This window comes from Chitinophagales bacterium, assembly GCA_040877935.1.
Lineage (GTDB): Bacteria > Bacteroidota > Bacteroidia > Chitinophagales > CAIOSU01 > JBBDNB01.
The window spans coordinates 39,134-56,737 of sequence record JBBDNB010000045.1 but is presented as its reverse complement, the minus strand read 5'-3'; the positions used below and the strand labels follow the sequence as shown (position 1 = coordinate 56,737).

The 17,604-nt window shown below is 36.4% G+C and carries 15 protein-coding genes; 5 read left to right on the top strand and 10 right to left on the bottom strand.

Going from position 1 to position 17,604, the window contains the following annotated elements:
* Nucleotides 1-3: 3 nt before the first annotated feature.
* Nucleotides 4-459 (bottom strand): DUF3368 domain-containing protein, encoded by a 456-nt coding sequence (locus tag WD048_12640; GenBank protein ID MEX0813058.1) that lies wholly within the window; start codon nucleotides 457-459, stop codon nucleotides 4-6.
* Complete coding sequence (locus WD048_12635; GenBank protein MEX0813057.1) at nucleotides 437-679, bottom strand: UPF0175 family protein; 243 nt, start codon at nucleotides 677-679, stop codon at nucleotides 437-439. Before WD048_12635 ends, WD048_12640 begins: the two co-directional genes overlap by 23 nt.
* Nucleotides 680-828: 149 nt before the next feature.
* Here WD048_12635 and WD048_12630 point away from each other — a divergent pair, with 149 nt between their 5' ends.
* Nucleotides 829-1,578 carry an FkbM family methyltransferase gene (locus WD048_12630; protein MEX0813056.1) on the top strand — a complete coding sequence of 250 codons (750 nt, stop codon included), beginning with the start codon at nucleotides 829-831 and terminating at the stop codon, nucleotides 1,576-1,578.
* Nucleotides 1,579-1,581: 3 nt separating this feature from the next.
* A complete protein-coding gene (locus tag WD048_12625) occupies nucleotides 1,582-2,766 on the top strand; it encodes a glycosyltransferase family 4 protein (protein ID MEX0813055.1) in 1,185 nt (394 codons plus the stop codon).
* A gap of 213 nt (nucleotides 2,767-2,979) precedes the next feature.
* Here WD048_12625 and WD048_12620 read toward each other — a convergent pair whose 3' ends face one another.
* The 5 genes from WD048_12620 to WD048_12600 all read right to left on the bottom strand — a co-directional run bounded on the left by WD048_12620 (nucleotide 2,980) and on the right by WD048_12600 (nucleotide 7,391).
* Entirely contained in the window at nucleotides 2,980-3,678 is a 699-nt protein-coding gene (locus WD048_12620) for a response regulator transcription factor (GenBank protein ID MEX0813054.1), read from the bottom strand.
* Nucleotides 3,668-5,281, bottom strand: a complete 1,614-nt coding sequence (locus WD048_12615; GenBank protein ID MEX0813053.1) for a HAMP domain-containing sensor histidine kinase — start codon at nucleotides 5,279-5,281, stop codon at nucleotides 3,668-3,670. Before WD048_12615 ends, WD048_12620 begins: the two co-directional genes overlap by 11 nt.
* Before the next feature lie 598 nt (nucleotides 5,282-5,879).
* Nucleotides 5,880-6,122, bottom strand: coding sequence for an AtpZ/AtpI family protein (locus WD048_12610; GenBank protein MEX0813052.1), 243 nt, complete (start codon nucleotides 6,120-6,122; stop codon nucleotides 5,880-5,882).
* Complete coding sequence (locus tag WD048_12605) at nucleotides 6,079-6,507, bottom strand: polymer-forming cytoskeletal protein (GenBank protein ID MEX0813051.1); 429 nt, start codon at nucleotides 6,505-6,507, stop codon at nucleotides 6,079-6,081. Before WD048_12605 ends, WD048_12610 begins: the two co-directional genes overlap by 44 nt.
* An 11-nt stretch (nucleotides 6,508-6,518) precedes the next feature.
* Nucleotides 6,519-7,391 carry a M23 family metallopeptidase gene (locus WD048_12600; GenBank protein ID MEX0813050.1) on the bottom strand — a complete coding sequence of 291 codons (873 nt, stop codon included), beginning with the start codon at nucleotides 7,389-7,391 and terminating at the stop codon, nucleotides 6,519-6,521.
* A 187-nt stretch (nucleotides 7,392-7,578) separates the two neighbouring features.
* Here WD048_12600 and WD048_12595 point away from each other — a divergent pair, with 187 nt between their 5' ends.
* The 3 genes from WD048_12595 to uvrC are packed head-to-tail and all read left to right on the top strand — an operon-like array spanning nucleotide 7,579 to nucleotide 14,328.
* Nucleotides 7,579-10,242, top strand: a complete 2,664-nt coding sequence (locus tag WD048_12595; protein MEX0813049.1) for a tetratricopeptide repeat protein — start codon at nucleotides 7,579-7,581, stop codon at nucleotides 10,240-10,242.
* A 14-nt stretch (nucleotides 10,243-10,256) separates the two neighbouring features.
* Complete coding sequence (locus WD048_12590) at nucleotides 10,257-12,503, top strand: transglycosylase domain-containing protein (protein MEX0813048.1); 2,247 nt, start codon at nucleotides 10,257-10,259, stop codon at nucleotides 12,501-12,503.
* Nucleotides 12,504-12,531: 28 nt separating this feature from the next.
* A complete protein-coding gene (uvrC, locus tag WD048_12585) occupies nucleotides 12,532-14,328 on the top strand; it encodes an excinuclease ABC subunit UvrC (protein MEX0813047.1) in 1,797 nt (598 codons plus the stop codon).
* On the opposite strand, the gene gldN is transcribed toward uvrC, so the two are convergent.
* Genes gldN through gldL form a run of 3 tightly spaced genes read right to left on the bottom strand, consistent with a single transcriptional unit; the run spans nucleotide 14,325 to nucleotide 17,574 of the window.
* Nucleotides 14,325-15,152: a gliding motility protein GldN gene (gldN, locus tag WD048_12580; GenBank protein ID MEX0813046.1), complete on the bottom strand. Its 828-nt coding sequence runs from the start codon at nucleotides 15,150-15,152 to the stop codon at nucleotides 14,325-14,327. The genes uvrC and gldN overlap by 4 nt on opposite strands.
* Nucleotides 15,153-15,164: 12 nt before the next feature.
* Complete coding sequence (locus WD048_12575) at nucleotides 15,165-16,796, bottom strand: GldM family protein (protein MEX0813045.1); 1,632 nt, start codon at nucleotides 16,794-16,796, stop codon at nucleotides 15,165-15,167.
* A gap of 49 nt (nucleotides 16,797-16,845) precedes the next feature.
* Nucleotides 16,846-17,574, bottom strand: a complete 729-nt coding sequence (gene gldL, locus WD048_12570) for a gliding motility protein GldL (GenBank protein MEX0813044.1) — start codon at nucleotides 17,572-17,574, stop codon at nucleotides 16,846-16,848.
* Between the last annotated feature and the right edge of the window lie 30 nt (nucleotides 17,575-17,604).

Below are 17,604 nucleotides of genomic sequence, written 5' to 3'. Positions count from 1 at the left end.
TATTTATTCATTACACCTTCTTCTAGCTTCTTCAATTAATGCCTTAGAAATTCTAAAGTCAGTTTGCAAGATTTGCTGAATAATTTCTGTAATTGAATTAATGTAATTCTTTTGCTTAGCTACTATCAATATTCCTATAGTGCCAGTATATTTTAATTTTAGCTGCTTAGCTTTTTGACGCGCTTTGTTTTCATCAATTATAAGCAGTACATCTTGTTTTTCAATTGCCAAAGCAATGGCACTAGATTCACCAGAATCTAAAAAAGATTCTAAAATATTTTGATATCGTGTGTTTTCAGGATTTTCAATTTCAATAAAATCTGGGAGTTCAGCCCCAAATTCTTTAGCAACAACAGATGTAATCTTAACCTTTCCAAAAAGCTGCTTTAATAAAGAAAGCCTACCAATTTTTTGAAGTAGAATTAAACAACTTGTATCAGATACTATAATCTTTTGCATTTTCTATATCATTGTCCAAGTCAGATGAAGGATGATTAATCAAAGGCACATTATAATCTGCTAGCAGCTCCATAAACGCACCTTTGCTCAACCCAACCAATTCAGCGGCTTGACCAAGTGAGAGCTTCCCTATTTCATATAATCGTGAAGCAAATAACATTTTAGCATCCCTGTCATTTAAGTCAATTGAATCTGGAATATTGAGCTGTATGGTTCGCATATTTATCGATTTATCTAAAGATAATAATTACTGTTTGTTAAATAGCATAAACCCTAATCGCTAAAAAAACATTCAATCATAGGGATTCGAGAATTAATTCGTTTTTTTGAACTCAAGAAATCACATAAAAGCAAAATCAAGCAAAGAACTTGAAATTTATTAAACAGCGCATTTTACTCCACACTTTTATCAGAAAGGCAACAAATGGCTCTTCCATTTCGGGAAGGGTAAATAATAGATTGTACGATTTGGAGAGCATTGCTCTGATGCAGAAGCTGCTGAATGCCAATTCTAATTGCATAGACATCGGTTGCCATAAAGGCGAAATTCTGGATAAAATAATTGAATTCTCTCCCAATGGAAATCACTTTGGGTTTGAGCCCCTGCCCAATTTTTACAAGAGACTGGTAGAGCGGTACAAAAGCAATGGTAAGATAAGCATCCTTCCACATGCACTTTCCAATGAAAAAGGCGAAACGGAATTTACCTATGTAAAATCCAACCCGGCATACAGCGGAATTCGCAAGCGAAAATTTGATAGAAATAAAGAGGAAACCGAAAAAATAAAAGTGGAAAAAGCAGCTCTGGACGATCTGATTGATCCTGACCTGCCCATTCACTTTATCAAGATAGATGTAGAAGGTGGCGAACTTGGCGTGTTGCAGGGCGCAAAAAAAACCATTGAAAAATGGCAGCCACACATCATTTTTGAGCACGGCCTGGGAGCAGCAGATTGCTATGGCACAAAACCCGAAATGCTTTTTGACTTTATTTCTGCTTGTGATTTGAAAATCTCTAATTTAGATGCATACTTGTGCGGAAAACCTGCATTGGAAAAAGAAAATTTTTGCCAGCAATTCTATAATGGCATTCACTATTATTTTTTGGCACATCCATAAAAAATGAAAATCCTGCAAATTTGCCACAAACCGCCCTTCCCTCCTATTGATGGTGGTTGCAAAGCCATGCATCAGGTTACGGAAACTTTAATGGAGCAAAATATAAATGTTCAGGTTTTGGCCATTGAGACTTTTAAGCACCCAGTGGATGAAAATTTGCAAACGGAAGCTTACAGAAAAAACACCAATTTTGACAGCCACTTTGTCGATATAAAAGTAAGGCCCTTAGAAGCTTTACTAAATCTATTCAGTTCCGAATCCTACAATATCAGTCGCTTTTGGAACAGTGATTTTGCCCAGCTCATTGAGCAAAAATTAATAAACGAAAAATTTGATATCATTCAGTTGGAGAGCTTGTATGTAGCGCCTTATCTGAAATTGATCAGAAGACATTCAAAAGCAAAGATTGTCTATCGGGCGCACAATCTGGAGCATAAAATTTGGGAGACCAATTACGAGATTACCTCAAATCCCTTTAAAAAGCTATACATCAAATTATTGGCAAAAAGGCTAAAGAAATTTGAAACTGCTTTTATTAAAAAAGTGGATTTCATTGCAGCCATCAGTCCAGTTGATGCGGAGTGGATTTCCAATAATAGTTCTGTTCCAACTAAAGTAATTCCTTTTGGGCTAGAAGCAGATTTACCGACAGATAAAAAAGCTCAAAAAAACATTTGCTATCTCGGTGCCCTAGATTGGTATCCCAATCAACTGGGCTTGGAATGGTTTCTTAAAAATGTGTGGGCTGAAATACATCAGCAGTTCCCCGATGCTCAATTCAATATTGCTGGCCGGGGTGCGCCACAGTCTATTCTAAATTGGGATTTTCCAGGAGTAAATATTATTGGAGAAGTAGAAAATACGCAGGAATTTTTAAAACAACATGCCATTATGCTTGTTCCATTATTTGCCGGTAGTGGTATTCGCATTAAAATTTTGGAAGGCCTGGCGAATCACTTGGCAATACTGACGACAAGCCTTGGTGCCGAGGGGCTTGATTTAAAAGACAAAGAACATTTGCTACTTGCTGATACGGCTCTTGAGTTTAAAAAAAATCTCAGGGATTTACTTGAAAATAAAGATTTACAAAATTCATTAGCCGATAAGGGATTCAAAAGATTTCAGCAACTTTACAGCATCGCAAACATCAAAAAACAATGGATTAATTTCTATCAATCAATTCTATAAAAATGGGAAATGAATATTCAGCAGATATTGTAAAAATAGGTTTGGTCATCGTTTTGATTGCCGTGGTTATTGCTTATTATTTCGATTATAAAAAGGGGAAATAAGCAGTTTAGTTTTATGTGCTAAAACAATATTTAAGCTGCACAAATATTTTCAAATTTATGCCCTTATCTGTTTAGTGCAATAAGAATCAATCGAGATAAAAAACCAGCTTTATTCCTCGCGAACCATCAATTTATATCCGGTGCCGTGCACATTTACAATCTCCACTTTTGAATCTTTCTTAAGGTATTTGCGCAGCTTGGTGATAAACACATCCATACTTCTTCCGGTGAAATAATTGTCATTCCCCCAAATCAATTTTAAAGCAATTTCCCTCTCCAAAACCTTATTGACATTAAGGCACAGCAGCTTCAAAAGTTCTGCTTCCTTGGTAGTAAGCTTTTGTTGCTCCTCTCCTATTTTTAGCACCTGTGCCGGATAATCAAAGAAAAAAGCACTGATTTCGAATTGATTTTTCTCCTCTTCCTCATGGTTGCCCTTGGTTCTTTTCAGCACCGCACTTACACGCATTTCCAATTCCTCCATGCTAAAGGGCTTGGTGATGTAATCATCGCCACCTAGTTTAAAACCTTCCAGCTTGTCTTCTTTCATCGATTTGGCCGTGAGGAAAATAATGGGCGTTTCCTTGTCTTGCTTGCGGACCTGCTTGGTAAAGGTAAATCCATCCATTTTGGGCATCATCACATCTACAATACAGATATCGTAATTGTCATTGTTAAAAGCCCTGAGCCCAATTTCGCCATCTTCGCACAGCTTTACTTCATAACTTTCATGTTCTAAAAATTCCTGCAACACAAAGCCCAGGTTTGGGTCATCTTCTAATAGTAATACTTTAGTTTTATCCGACATTTTGTTGATTTTGTTTTTTAGGAAATATCACCGTAAAGGTACTGCCCTTCCCGGGCTGACTCAATAATTTTATTGTACCTCCATGTGCATCCAACATTGCTTTTACATAGCTTAATCCAAGACCAAAACCTTTCACATTATGTATATTTCCAGTTGGTACTCGGTAGAACTTCTCAAATATGCGCTTTTTTTCTTCTTTATCCATACCTATTCCCTTATCAGTGACGGATATAGCTATACTATTTCCCAAGTCTTTACTACTCACCTTTATAAACGGAACATCTTTAGAATATTTTATAGCATTGTCGAGCAAATTAAAAATTATGTTTGTGAAATGTAATTGATCTGCTTCAATATACAACTCTTCATCCTGAAAGTTTGTTTGTAAACTTCCATTTTTAGACTCAATTTGAAGGTTTACTTTTTCCAATGCTTTTAATATTAATTCATTCACAGAAATTTTTTGAATTTTCAGATTAAAGTCTCCTTTTTCCATTACCGCCATCTGGAGCACTTTCTCTACCTGGTTTCCCAAACGCTTATTCTCATCATGAATTATCTGGGCATATCTGTCTCTTCGATCTGAATTTTCGGCAATAGATTTACTTTTAAGCATTTCGCTGGCCAGAGATATAGTAGCTACGGGGGTTTTAAGCTCGTGGGTCATGTTGTTTATAAAATCGGTTTTCATATCAGAAAGCTTTTTCTGCTGAAACACTGTATAAACCACATATGAAAAACAAAGAGATATAATTAAGATTAAGCCCATTGAAGAGGTGGACATCATACTAAGACTACTTATTATATAATTTCGCTGTTTTGGGAAATAAACGATCAGGTGATTTTGCTCCCCAAAGATATCATTAGGATAAAGCGCCATCCGATGTGCCGAGCGGGCATTTTCCGGGTCAAAATCCCGGCTTTTAGAAATCAATACTCCAAAATCATTGACCAGTAAATATTCAAAAGGCGTTTTTATGCCTACACGATCTAATTCTTCGCGCACAATCTTTTGAAGTTCTGCTGTAGGAATACGCTCTGTAAGATTTGTACTGGCACGAAAGAACTGCAAAAAGATATCATCGATCATACTTTGCTTGTAGTGCAATTTGGCCAATTGTGATTGCATTGCTCTGTGCAATTCGTTTTCGTTGTTGTGCTCCACAACTATACGCTGAATTGAATCAGAAATATGCACTAAAATCTCACCACGATATTTTCTTTTATTATCACAAATTACAGAGATATTAGTATCGAGGCAGACCTTGTTATATGCTGAAAAAAAACTGCTGAAGGCACTTGAATAAACATCTTCTTTACTGTATTGAGCACTATCAACAAGCGCAGGATCTTCATTTCTGACAGAATAATTATTATAATTGATGTTAGAATTATTTACAAAACCATTGCCGGAAAATAAGCGCATAGCTTCCTGTCGCTCCAAACGAAAAGACACGCGCTTTAGAGCATGTTTTACATCTTGGTAGAATTGTTGCTCTTTAAGGGTTAAAGCATTGTTTATCCAATAGATCTGAATGGTAACCATGCCAATGAGCACTATGGCCATCAAAACGACTATGCCGTAAACAATTTGCTTGTTCATACTTCGAAATTAACTCAATAATAGCGGCACATGTTTCTGCTTAACAGAGTTTAACAGCGGTTAACCTTTTATTAACTAAAAGCAGGATGAATGTAAAGTATCTTTGAATTGTTGCTTAAAAGAAAGCGATACGAATAATTTAAAAACCATCAGGCGGAACACCTTTTCATAACCTGACACCAACTCTGAATACCCTTAACCACCCCTTCCGCCTGGTGGTTTTTTTTATGTCTTTTTTCAATCTTTGACCTGCCTGAACAATACAACCAGTTCAAAAACTTTAAAAATCAAAAAGAGCAGTACAAAAGGAATCAACACCCATTTTGGCGGGCTAAAGAAATGCATGTATAAAAATATGATGCTAAAAGAAAGCAACAATTTTAAACCTGATGTTCCAAAATAAATTGTTCCGAATATTGGTTTGTTTACACTTCGCAAATTATAATACCCAGTAAACAATGTCATTGCCACAAAAAAGACATAGCAGAACCACACAAATAATAAATTTGCTCGAAAAAAATCAAATAAACTCAATACCCCTAAAATGACAAAGACCGGAACGGCTAACATCAATGTACGAACTGCAAATTGTCTGTATTTAATCATTTTTATTGTTCATGCTTTGTAGCTCTTTAATCACCAAGTACATAGCTATAAAGACAAAGATCAGGGTAAAAGCTAAAGCTGCATATGGTTTGTCAGTATTTAATTTGCTGTCTATATACCAACCTATACCAAATCCAATAAGCACTACTGCCACCATCTGAAATCCAATGGCAGAAAATTTCAGATAATTATCAAACAACTTCTTTTTTGAGTTTGGCGGCTGATTTTTCTTCATTTTTGTTCGCTTTTATAGATTCCCCCATGCTACATGTTCCATTAAACATTGCACCGGATTCTACCACCATTTTTTGAGCAACAATATCTCCTTCTATAACTGCAGAACTTTTAAGAAATAGTAAATCTTCAATAATCAAACGCCCGTATACTTTACCGGATATATCTGCATTTTTGCACTTTACATCTCCATCCACTTTTCCTGATGGACCTACTACAAGTTTGGCCTCAGAATAAACAGCCCCATTAATTTCACCATCTATACGGATATCTCCTTTTGACTTAATTTCACCCGTAATAACAGTCCCTTCACCAAACTGATTCAAAGATTTAGAACCTTTAGAATTGTTGTCTTTTCTTTCTTCAGAGTTTTTATTGCCAAACATGATCTTAATTTTTAGAAACTTATGAATTGCTCAGGGTCAACAGCTGAACCTTCCTGCCACAATTCAAAGTGCAAATGCGGACCGGAACTTAATTCACCACTATTTCCTATAATGGCAATAGCATCCCCGCTTTTCACGAAATTACCAACTTTTTTCAACAAAACAGAATTGTGCTTGTATATAGAAATCAAATTGTTATCATGTTGTACTGCAATTGTATGGCCTGTTTCTAAAGTCCACTCAGAAATTATAACGGTTCCGGGCGCAATAGATTTTACTGGGGTTTTTTCTGGAGCTACTACATCAATTCCAAAGTGACCATCATCTGCATTAAACCGCTGTGTAATTAAACCTCTGAGGGGAGTTGTAAGATTTGAAAGAACCTCTGTTTCATTGTTTGAATTTCTTTGATCACCATATACCAGTGCATAATTATCCTCACGTTCAATTTCTTCTCTCAACAATACATCTTCAATTGGTATTCTGCTCAACTTAATTGTATCATAACGAATATTTCTGTCGCTGCTGGAAACAGTTGCACTATCCGTTTTTCCTTCTAATATCTTTTTCACATTATTGAGCCAAAGACTTTGATTTAAAACAACAGATTCCAGTGAATCGGTATAAAATTTTAAATCAATCAAATCTCTTCGCATTTTTACATCTGCATAACCCGGAATATACTCTTTTAAAGGAGTGAAAATAATCATAGAGAAAATCAGCACTACCAATATGGATAGTACCGTAGATACAAACACATATACATTAAAACGTGAAAGACGGAATGAGGCTTTTTCTTCAAAAGTATCATCATTGAGCACTACAAGGCGATACTTATTTTTAAGCTTCTCTACAAACCGCCTCTTTTTCTTTTCCTCAGCCACTTAATTGTAAAGCTTTACTTTCTTTGGGAAATTTAAAATATTTTTGTACAAACAGAGTTTTCATTCTCGAAAGACAAATATCTTGAAATTAGCGTCAAAGTTATCATTATTAATATCCCTTTCCTTCATTTTGATCCTATCCGCCTGTTCTTCTAGCAAAAAATCAGGCAAACCGGGAGCAGTGGGAATGATATACCACAATATAACGGCCAGAAACAATGCCTATTTTAATGCAACAGAATTACTTAAAGAAACACAGCGCAGCCTTGAGACCAGTCACCAGGATGATTATGATGAAATATTAGCTGTTTATCCCGATCAAATACCCGAAGAGGCAGAAACCTATTCCGGTACTTTTGACGAAGTCATAAAAAAATGTTCAAGGGCAATAAAAATGCACGAGCCCAGCAAGTTTAGCGACAACAGCTATTTGCTTGTTGGTTTTTCCTATTATATGAAAGGGGATTTTGAAACTGCCCTTGAAACCCTACAGTTTTTGAGTACAGAATTTAAAGAAACTCCTCAGAGTAAATCTTCAAAAAAGAAAAAGAAAAAAAAGAAAAGCAAGAAGAAAAAACGCAAATCAAAAAAACCCATGACTGCTGCCCAGAAAGAAGAGCTGGAAGAGGAGGTGATTGAAGAAGAAATTGAAGAGATCAAAGAGGAGAAAAAAAAGGAAGAGGAAGATTGGGACGGGAAAAAATCATTTAAAGAAATACTTACTCACCAATTCTCCAGACCTGAAGCTATGGTATTGATGGTCAATATCTACGCTGCTATGGAAAAATATAAGGAGGCCGAAACGGTACTTACGGTAATTGAAGGTGAAGAAAATTTTCCGGGCTATCTGGCAAATGATGTTGCAAAAGCCAAGGCCGATTTATATATCACTACCAACAACCTTGAAAGAGCTATCCCTCCTTTGAAAGTACTGGATGAAAACATTAAGAGAAAGAAGAAAAAAATCCGCTACCTCTATATAATGGCTCAAATTTACGAGCGGATAAAGGATTATACCAATGCTGTTGAAAAATATAAAGAAGTATTAAGTGCAAGACCTGATTACAAAATGGAATTCAATGCAAAGATGAGTCTGGCACGTATAGCAGGAGGTGACGGGTCTTCCTATAGCGAAATCAAAAAACTGCTTGCTAAACTGCTTAAAGACAGTAAAAATGAAGAATTCTACGATCAGATATATTATGCATTGGCAGAACTGGAATTGAGCCAAAACAATCGTGAAAAAGCTATAGAATACCTAAGCAAATCTATAGAAAGTTCAATGGGGAACACAAAGCAATTGGCAAAATCACATTTAAAGCAAGGCGAACTTTACTATTCCGATAAAGAATATGTAAAAGCACAACCCGGTTATGAAAATGCTGGAGCTAATATTGATGAGGAACACCCAAAAAAACAAGAAATTGAAAAAAGAGACAATGCACTTCAAAACCTGGTTAAACAAATCAATATTATTGAAGAAAAAGACAGCCTTTTAGTTTTAGCAAATTTACCAGAAGATGAACTCGATAAGCGAATTGAGGCTGAAGTGAGTAAAATTGAGGCTGAAATAGACAAGGCCAATCAATCTCAACCTGCAGCTATGCTCAATAGAAATACTTCAGGGCGAGATAGTGGCGGGGGAAGTAGCGGCTCCTGGTATTTTTACAATACAGGAAGTAAAAGCAGAGGCTACAATGAATTTGTTCAGCGCTGGGGAAAACGCGAGTTGGAAGACAATTGGAGGAGGTCTAACAAAGAGAGCTCTGGCAGTTTAGAAGAAGTTGCAGGTCAGGCAGAAGAAGAAGGTATTGAAGAAGAATTTGATTATTTAGCAGTAAAAGAACAACTTTTAGCTACAATACCGAGAGATGAGGCAGAAAAACAAAAAGCTGAAAAAGAAGTAGTAGAAGCCTATTTTGAACTGGGAAATATTTACAAATCAGAAATTGAAAACCTTCCCAAAGCCATTGAAACATTTGAAACATTATTAGAAAAATACCCGAATAATAATTACCTGGTAGAAGTTTATTATAACCTTCATTTACTCTACAAAGAGATTAACAACAACAGCAAAGCGGAACAATACAAAAATCTTGTATTAGACGAATACCCTAATAGTAAATTTGCCAAAATACTACTCGACCCTAACTATCTCGACAAGCAAAAAGACAACAAAGAAGAGGTAGACCGCTATTATGAAAATGTCTATGCCCACTTTACTTCCGGAAACTACAGGCAAGTGCTTTTAGCTTCAGCCCAGGCCGACAGCCTTTTTGAAACCAATCATTTGGCTCCAAAATTCGCACTGCTTTCAGCAATCAGCAGGGCAAAAACGGATTCTCTGGGTGCATATATAGATGCCCTGAAAGAACTTCAGGAAAAATATCCAGGTACACTTGAAGCGGAAAAAGCTGAAGAAATGCTGACTATTTTGGAAGAGAGTGAAAATAAGGTTTACGAAAAAGAAATCAATATCAGGGAATACACCCGCGAGATGGATGCATTACACTATGTACTTGTAGTTTACAACAGTAATAATATTAAAAGTACCGACCTGAGCCTGGCAATTTCACGATTCAACGAGCAAAAAAGCAGCTTAGAAAAGCTAAAAACAAATACTCTGATTCTTAGCCCCGAACAATCTATTATAGTTATAAAATATTTTGAGGGTGAGAAGAAAGTACGCAACTACTTCAACTCAATAAAAAAAGAGGAGGAAGCCTTTAAGAATTTCCCGGATAATTCACTGAGCTTTTACTTTATCACCGATATCAATTTCAATAAAGTAGTTATCAATCGGGAAATAAATTCTTACCTTGAATTTTTTGAAAAAAACTACAAAGATTAATACCAACTCAATAAATGGAGGACAACAACAACAAAGAAAACTCGCTTTATTCATTCAAGCTTAAATTCGCCTTCATTTTCTGGAGTCTTTTTATAATTGGGGTTGCTGCTATAATATTTTTGTTTTATCAATTATCATACTCCAATCTGCCTACATTTGAGGAGTTGGAAAATCCCAAAAATGCTCTCGCCTCTGAAGTATATTCTGCTGATGGTGTACTACTTGGAAAATATTATAGTGAAAACAGAAGTAATGCATATTTCGAGGAATTGCCTGAATCACTGGTAAACGCATTGATCGCCACAGAAGACATTCGATTTTTCAGACATTCAGGGATTGATCTAAGAGGCTTGGTAAGAGCTATTGCCGCTGGCGGAAAAAGAGGAGGGGGAAGTACAATTACACAGCAGTTGGCAAAAAACCTCTTTCACGACCGGCCTTCTTCAAAACTGGAAAGGGTGATTCAAAAACTAAAAGAATGGATTATCTCAGCACGTCTTGAGAAAAGCTATACAAAAAAAGAGATCCTCACCATGTATCTCAATACTGTAGAATTCAGTGACAATGCCTTTGGTATAAAGGCTGCATCCCTTACTTATTTCAGCAAACCTATCGACTCACTAAATGTAAGTGAATCTGCTGTATTGGTGGGGATGCTCAAAGCACCCTATGCCTTTAATCCCAGGATTCATCCTGAGCAATCTATGGACAGGCGAAACATTGTTTTGTATCAGATGAACAAATATGATTTTCTTTCTAATGAAGCCTACGATTCCCTTAAAACAAAACCAATAGCACTTGAATTTAAAGAAACAACCCACTCTGAAGGACTGGCTACTTACTTCAGGGAACATCTACGTTTGGAGCTCAAAAAATGGTGCAAAGCAAATCTAAAAGTAGACAGCACAAATTATGATTTATACAAAGATGGATTGAAGATATACACTACCATTGATTCCCGTCTGCAAAAAATTGCCGAAAATGTGGCTACAGAACACCTGAGTAAAATTCAAAAAGATTTTTTCGAACATTGGAAAGGACGAGATCCATGGAAAGACTTTCCAAATGAACTTGAAAAATCTATAAGAAATGCACCGCATTACAAAGCACTTGTTGCCAGAGGGCTTAGCCAGGATTCTATAAAAACCATACTCAATACCCCAAAGGAAATGACTATTTTTAGCTGGGAAGGGGAAAAAGATACAGTCATGACTCCTATTGACTCTATTCGCTATCACAGGATGTTTTTACAAACAGGTTTTATGGTAGCTGATCCGAAAACAGGAGCAATCAAAGCATGGGTAGGAGGTGCCAATTACAAGTACTATCAATACGATCATGTTTTGACAGAACGACAAATTGGATCTACTTTCAAACCATTTCTCTATGCTACAGCAATAGACAATGGTTATTCACCATGTTTTGAAGTATTAGATGTGCCGGTTACTTTCGAAAATTTTGACAATTGGCAGCCTGAAAATTCCGATGGGAAATTCAGTGGAGAAAAAATGACCCTTAAATACTGTCTTGCCAACTCTATAAATTCATGCTCTGCTTATCTCATAAAACAAATCGGTCCGCAACCTGTAATTAATTTAGTAAGGAAACTGGGTATTACAAGTCCAATTGACCCTTATCCATCAATATCCCTTGGAACACCAGGTATTTCAGTTATGGAAATGCTTGGCTCCTATACTGCTTTTGCAAACAAAGGTGTATATTCAAAACCAACTTATATTAGCCGTATTGAAGATAAAAATGGTAATCTGATACAGGAATTTACTTCTGAGCGTACAGAAGTGCTCAGTGAAGAAACAGCCTGGGTAATGGTGGAAATGCTTCGGGATGTAATTCAAAACGGTACAGGCAAAAGGGTTTGGCTACCTTCTTACCCTTATCAACTGAACTATCTGGATATAGGCGGAAAAACAGGAACTACACAAAACCATTCAGATGGTTGGTTTATGGGCATTACCCCCGATCTTATAGCCGGAACATGGGTCGGTGCTGAGGACCGCTTTGTCAGGTTTAGAAGTCTCAGAGAAGGTCAGGGGGCAAGTACTGCACTACCTATATGGGCAGGTTTTTTCAAAAAACTATATGAGAACGACACTTTATACACCAAGTTAGGTCTTGATCCCAATAAAAAATTTGAAAGTCCTGAAAGGAAATTAAATATCGAACTGGACTGTTCTAAATACCAAAATTCAGACCAGGAAAATTTTGACGAAAACAATTTCTACGGTAGTGAATTTGAATAAGGATTGACCTACAGAAGTTGTATGCAAGATGAGCCCCGAAGAATTCAAAAATCTAAATTTAAATATCCCTAATGATGCTGGTGTTTATCGCTACTACGATGAAGAAGACTGCCTATTGTATGTAGGTAAAGCAAAAAATCTCAAAAAAAGGGTGCGCTCTTATTTTGTCAATAAAAAATACGACAGTGCCAGAATCAAACTTTTAATAAGGAAAATAAGGCGAATAGAATTTTCAGTTACCAATACTGAAAAAGATGCATTATTACTTGAAAATAGCCTGATAAAATCCCATCAGCCCAAATACAATATCCAGCTCAAAGATGATAAGTCTTATCCTTATGTAGTTATAAAAAATGAACAATTTCCCCGCGTATTTCTAACCAGAAAAATAGTGAAAGACGGCTCGGAATATCTAGGCCCTTTTGCATCTGTTACTCAGGTTAGAACAGTTATGCAAGTTATTCGGCAACTCTACCCGCTGAGAACATGCTCATTGAATTTAAGCAAGGAAAATATTGAAAAAGAAAAATACAAAGTCTGCCTTGAATATCATATAGACAATTGTTTGGGCCCCTGTGAAGGACTGCAAAATGAAAGGGATTACAATAAATATATAGAGCAAATCAGGATGATCTTAAAAGGCAATATAGCTCCTGTAAAACGCTTTTTAAAAGAAGAAATGCAGACAGCAGCTGAGCAGCTTCAATTTGAAAAGGCTGAAAATATTAAAGAAAAGATCAGCTACCTTGAAAAATATCAAAGTAAATCAACTATTGTAAGTACATCAATCAGCGACTTAGATGTCTTCTCTTTTATTGAATATGACGAGCGGGCTTTTGTGAATTATATAAAAATCATCAATGGCTCAATTGTACTGACTAAAAATATTCTGTTAAAAAAAGGGCTTGATGAAAGTAAAGAAGAATTATTGCTTTTTGCCATTACACACCTAAGATCAGAATTCAAAAGCAGGTCAAAAGAAGTGATTGTTCCATTTGAGATTAAAATTGAAAATCCAGATTTCAAACAAGTTGTACCTGTAATTGGGGATAAGCACAAACTACTTCAACTTTCCAACAAAAATGCTGCTATTGAAAAACAGCAGTATATTGAAAGAAAAAACAAAAACAAGAAAAAGTATAAGGAGCGAACTACATTATTACAGCTTAAAGAGGACCTACGTCTTAAGCAGTACCCAAATAGAATTGAGTGTTTTGACAATTCCAATTTCCAAGGATCTAGCCCGGTTGCTTCCATGGTCTGTTTTATAAATGGCAAACCTGCAAAAAAAGAATACCGTCATTATAATATTAAAACAGTAACAGGACCTGACGATTTTGCTTCAATGAAAGAAATCGTTTACAGACGTTATAACAGGCTTTTAAAGGAACAAAAAGAATTGCCCCAATTGATCCTCATTGATGGCGGAAAAGGGCAGTTAAATGCTGCTGTAGAAGCTGTAAAGGAACTTGACTTGTATAAAACCATTCAGGTAGCTTCAATTGCAAAAAGATTAGAGGAAATTTACCTTCCAAATGATCCGGTTCCTCTTCACATAAGCAAGGCTTCAGCAAGCTTAAAATTATTGCAATACCTCAGAGATGAAGCCCATCGTTTTGCAATTACTTTTCACCGCAAAAAACAAAGTAAAAAATCGATGGAAACTGAGCTGGACCAGATCAAAGGAATAGGAAAAGAAACTGTTGAAAAATTATTGAAGGAATATCGATCCTATAAAAAAATAAAACGAGCTCCTAAAGAGGAACTCGTTTCATTAATTGGTCAGCGAAAAACTGAGCTATTAGTTCAGCACTTTAAAGATTAGTAAGACCATAGGTCATGTTCAAAATTAAAGATTTCGTACTTAATTTTATCAGCTTCTAAAAGTGCATCAACTCCTGCAGTGTAATCCTGAATTCTCCTATCCTGAACATTAGATTCTTTAATTATATAACTACTAAAAAATCGCATTTCAAAAAGATCCTCCCAGGAAACTGTAGTCGCATCATTGTGCCGGTTAAATACCCGGTATTGAGCCAATATTGGTCTTAATTCAGGATAATAGCACCAAAAAAGGACTTGGTCTCCACGATAATTGCCATTTTCATCAATTACCTCAATAATAGGAGCAAGACCGATAATGCGAACTACCATTGTAGAAGATTCCTCGTCAAATATCCAATCTTCTTTCAATCTGAATTTTTTGATTTTTTGCGGATCAAATTCAGGATTGGTAATTTCAATCTTCTCCTCAAAAGTGACCGGATCCATTACCCTAATGGTATCGGAAGACCCAACTCCCAAAGCAGCAACTTCTGATGGAGGTACTGGAGTTTGAAATTCGTCATCCAATTGATCATAGACAGTAATTGCACCTTCAATAGCATGATCTCTCAGGATATTAACTAAAAATTGTTTGGGATACCTGAATTTATGATTCATCTTTTCACGGGTATCAATTACTCTCCACACGCGTTTAGACCAAAACACATCTGCTTCACGAATATGATCATACTGAAGGATATCCCTTTGCTCTACAGTCACTTTATCATAAGCACCATCCCTAGGGGGTTCTTCGACTGTTTGTGCTAAAGCAGCATAACCACTAAGGGTAAATAAAACTGCTAATAGAAAATTTAAATACTTCATACTAATTATATTTTATATCAATTTAAACACAATACCCGGAAGCTTTCTGGTGATTCCATCAGGGCCTTTAGCTTTAATATCATCAAAGTAAAAGACATCACCGGGTTTGGCTCTATTTAAAAAGTCTAACATTTTTGGTGTAAAAGAAGGACCTGAAGCATCTGCTGTTACCAAATCTTGTCTTTTTGCTGCATAAGTCATTTCAAAACCAACTATATGAAAACGAATGTCAAAATCGAAATTCTTTAATTCAGCTATAACACCACGCTGTACTTTAAAAGTAGAAGCCTTTACATTTCCGCCTGTCATTCCGCCAATAACGGCAATCGGGTCAGGCACTCTTTTCATTCTAAACTCTTGGGCTCCCATATTCTTAACAGAACCATCGTCCAATACAACGGATACACTAACCTTTGTATTGCCAACTTTTTTGACTTTTGCGATATAATTTCCACCTGACCCTGTAATTGAGCCACCTTCAGTAAGCGAAGCTCTAACTCTATCAGCGGGAAATCCTGCTACAGAAATATCTACAGGGTTGTCAACTCCAATATAAAACACGTTCATTTTAGTAGGTGAAACTACAACGCTTGGTGGAGCAACCTGATATTCTAATTTGAAAGGGAACCAATCATATCCATCGCCCTGAGGTTGTTTCACTCTAATCACACCTTCTTTTTTCTTAACCCCAACTGAGCTTGCTGGAACTCTAAAATCCGCTATTCCACCACTAACCTCAACGGTTTCAAAACCAGGCTTCAATGGATTGTCCGGTACTTTAGTTGGTAAAGGATCACCTTTTTCCCATGTGACTTTAGCTGGATCAAATTCACCAATAAAAACTTCTGGATCTTGTGTACTGGAAAAAGCTGAAACAAAAATATCTGCCTGATATTCTTCACCTTGAAGCACATAAGAGGATGGTGCGATTACTTTTGCTGAAAGTGCATCAAACTTGTAGTCTTCCGCGCCAATTTTTCCAAGCAATTTTTCCAAGACCATCGATTCTGAACTTTTAGCATCACCCTGAATCTTAGTTAACAGCGTATAAACTGCTACAGTTGGTACGTGGTCAAACAAATATTCCTGCCATGATTTTTTACCCAGCCTTTTGGCAGCATCTTTATCATAATCTACACTAAGTGTAATTTGATTTGCCAAATTCTCTCTTTCTTCCTCTGTAAGAGAAGGTACATTTAGGACTGTTTCTTTCAATGCAAGAATTTTATCGTGCAGTTCCTTACCCTTTTTCTTATCGATCAAGATTCTGGTTGGTGTATCGTAGTCTTTATCGTTTTTCAACTTACCATCTACTTCTCCATCTACCCAGCCTCCTGTTTCTTTCACCAATTGCGCTTTTAAAGCAGAGATTTCAGAAACAAACTCATCTACACTGGCCTGTACTTTTTGGGCATCTTCTAAATACGCTTTAACCTTTTTAGGGTCATTTTTATAAGCGGCATCAAGGGCGCGCATTGTTGCCGCATTTTTATTGTCTAAAGCAGTATTACTGGTTTTCATACCGTTACTGACCAACTGAAAGGCATTCAGTACTTCGGCAGAAACATTTAGTGCCAGTAGTGCGACCAATACGATATACATCATATTGATCATTAACTGTCTCGGTTCCTTAGGAATTGACATTAGCTTCTCTGATTTTTAATGTTAATTAAAATAAAATTCTAAGCTCAACTTAAGAGTTGGCACGACTACCACCCATAGCTGAAAGCATATTTCCATACACTCCATTCAAGCTGCTTAGGTTTTGGTTCAGTGCTTTTAAATTTGAGGTAGTATCTGAAAGTTCTACTTCATAAATAGAGTTAAGAGAAGCTAAGTTCTTAGCTACAGATTCGATCTGCTCCTGATATGCTTTGAAATCCTCAGTAGTTTGTCCCAATGCAGTAACATTTGCAGTGGCAGTGGCATAAGCATTTTTCATTTCAACCAAAGCTTCTGAAGCTTCTTTAGTTTTTGCTGCGTAATCTGAAGTAGAAGCGGCAACATCTCCCAATTCAGAGATTTTTTCAGCTGTATCACCCAACTTACCCAGATTATTACCCAATCTTTCTATCAAACGTGTTTCTACATTGGCTTTCTCCAACATATCATTCAATTGATCGGTAACAGAAGGTTTATTAATAGGTTTTCCTTCATTGTGCATTTCATCTAAATGAGGTGGGGTTGTAACTCCTGGATAGAATTTTTCCCAGTACAAATCGGGATGTGGGGGAAGAATTCCAAGTAAGGCAAAGATAAAAGCCTCTGTTCCCAAGCCTACAATGAGCATAAGTCCTGCTCCTGGCCAGGACATAAGTTTGAACAAAGCCCCCATAATTACAACTGAAGCTCCTAAACCAATAATAAGATTTTTGATTTGTTGGCCTTTTGGAGATTCAAAAAAAACGACTAATCCTTTCATAATTTGCTAAACTTTTGTGGTGATTAAAAA

Bases quoted from the DNA above. Each gene is read 5' to 3' on its own strand.
- WD048_12620 (MEX0813054.1), bottom strand. From the start codon at position 3,678: ATGTCGGATAAAACTAAAGTATTACTATTAGAAGATGACCCAAACCTG.
- WD048_12625 (MEX0813055.1), top strand. From the start codon at position 1,582: ATGAAAATCCTGCAAATTTGCCACAAACCGCCCTTCCCTCCTATTGAT.
- WD048_12595 (MEX0813049.1), top strand. From the start codon at position 7,579: ATGATATACCACAATATAACGGCCAGAAACAATGCCTATTTTAATGCA.
- WD048_12575 (MEX0813045.1), bottom strand. From the start codon at position 16,796: ATGTCAATTCCTAAGGAACCGAGACAGTTAATGATCAATATGATGTAT.
- gldN (MEX0813046.1), bottom strand. From the start codon at position 15,152: ATGAAGTATTTAAATTTTCTATTAGCAGTTTTATTTACCCTTAGTGGT.
- WD048_12590 (MEX0813048.1), top strand. From the start codon at position 10,257: ATGGAGGACAACAACAACAAAGAAAACTCGCTTTATTCATTCAAGCTT.
- WD048_12615 (MEX0813053.1), bottom strand. From the start codon at position 5,281: ATGAACAAGCAAATTGTTTACGGCATAGTCGTTTTGATGGCCATAGTG.
- WD048_12635 (MEX0813057.1), bottom strand. From the start codon at position 679: ATGCGAACCATACAGCTCAATATTCCAGATTCAATTGACTTAAATGAC.
- WD048_12640 (MEX0813058.1), bottom strand. From the start codon at position 459: ATGCAAAAGATTATAGTATCTGATACAAGTTGTTTAATTCTACTTCAA.
- uvrC (MEX0813047.1), top strand. From the start codon at position 12,532: ATGAGCCCCGAAGAATTCAAAAATCTAAATTTAAATATCCCTAATGAT.
- WD048_12610 (MEX0813052.1), bottom strand. From the start codon at position 6,122: ATGAAGAAAAATCAGCCGCCAAACTCAAAAAAGAAGTTGTTTGATAAT.
- WD048_12605 (MEX0813051.1), bottom strand. From the start codon at position 6,507: ATGTTTGGCAATAAAAACTCTGAAGAAAGAAAAGACAACAATTCTAAA.
- gldL (MEX0813044.1), bottom strand. From the start codon at position 17,574: ATGAAAGGATTAGTCGTTTTTTTTGAATCTCCAAAAGGCCAACAAATC.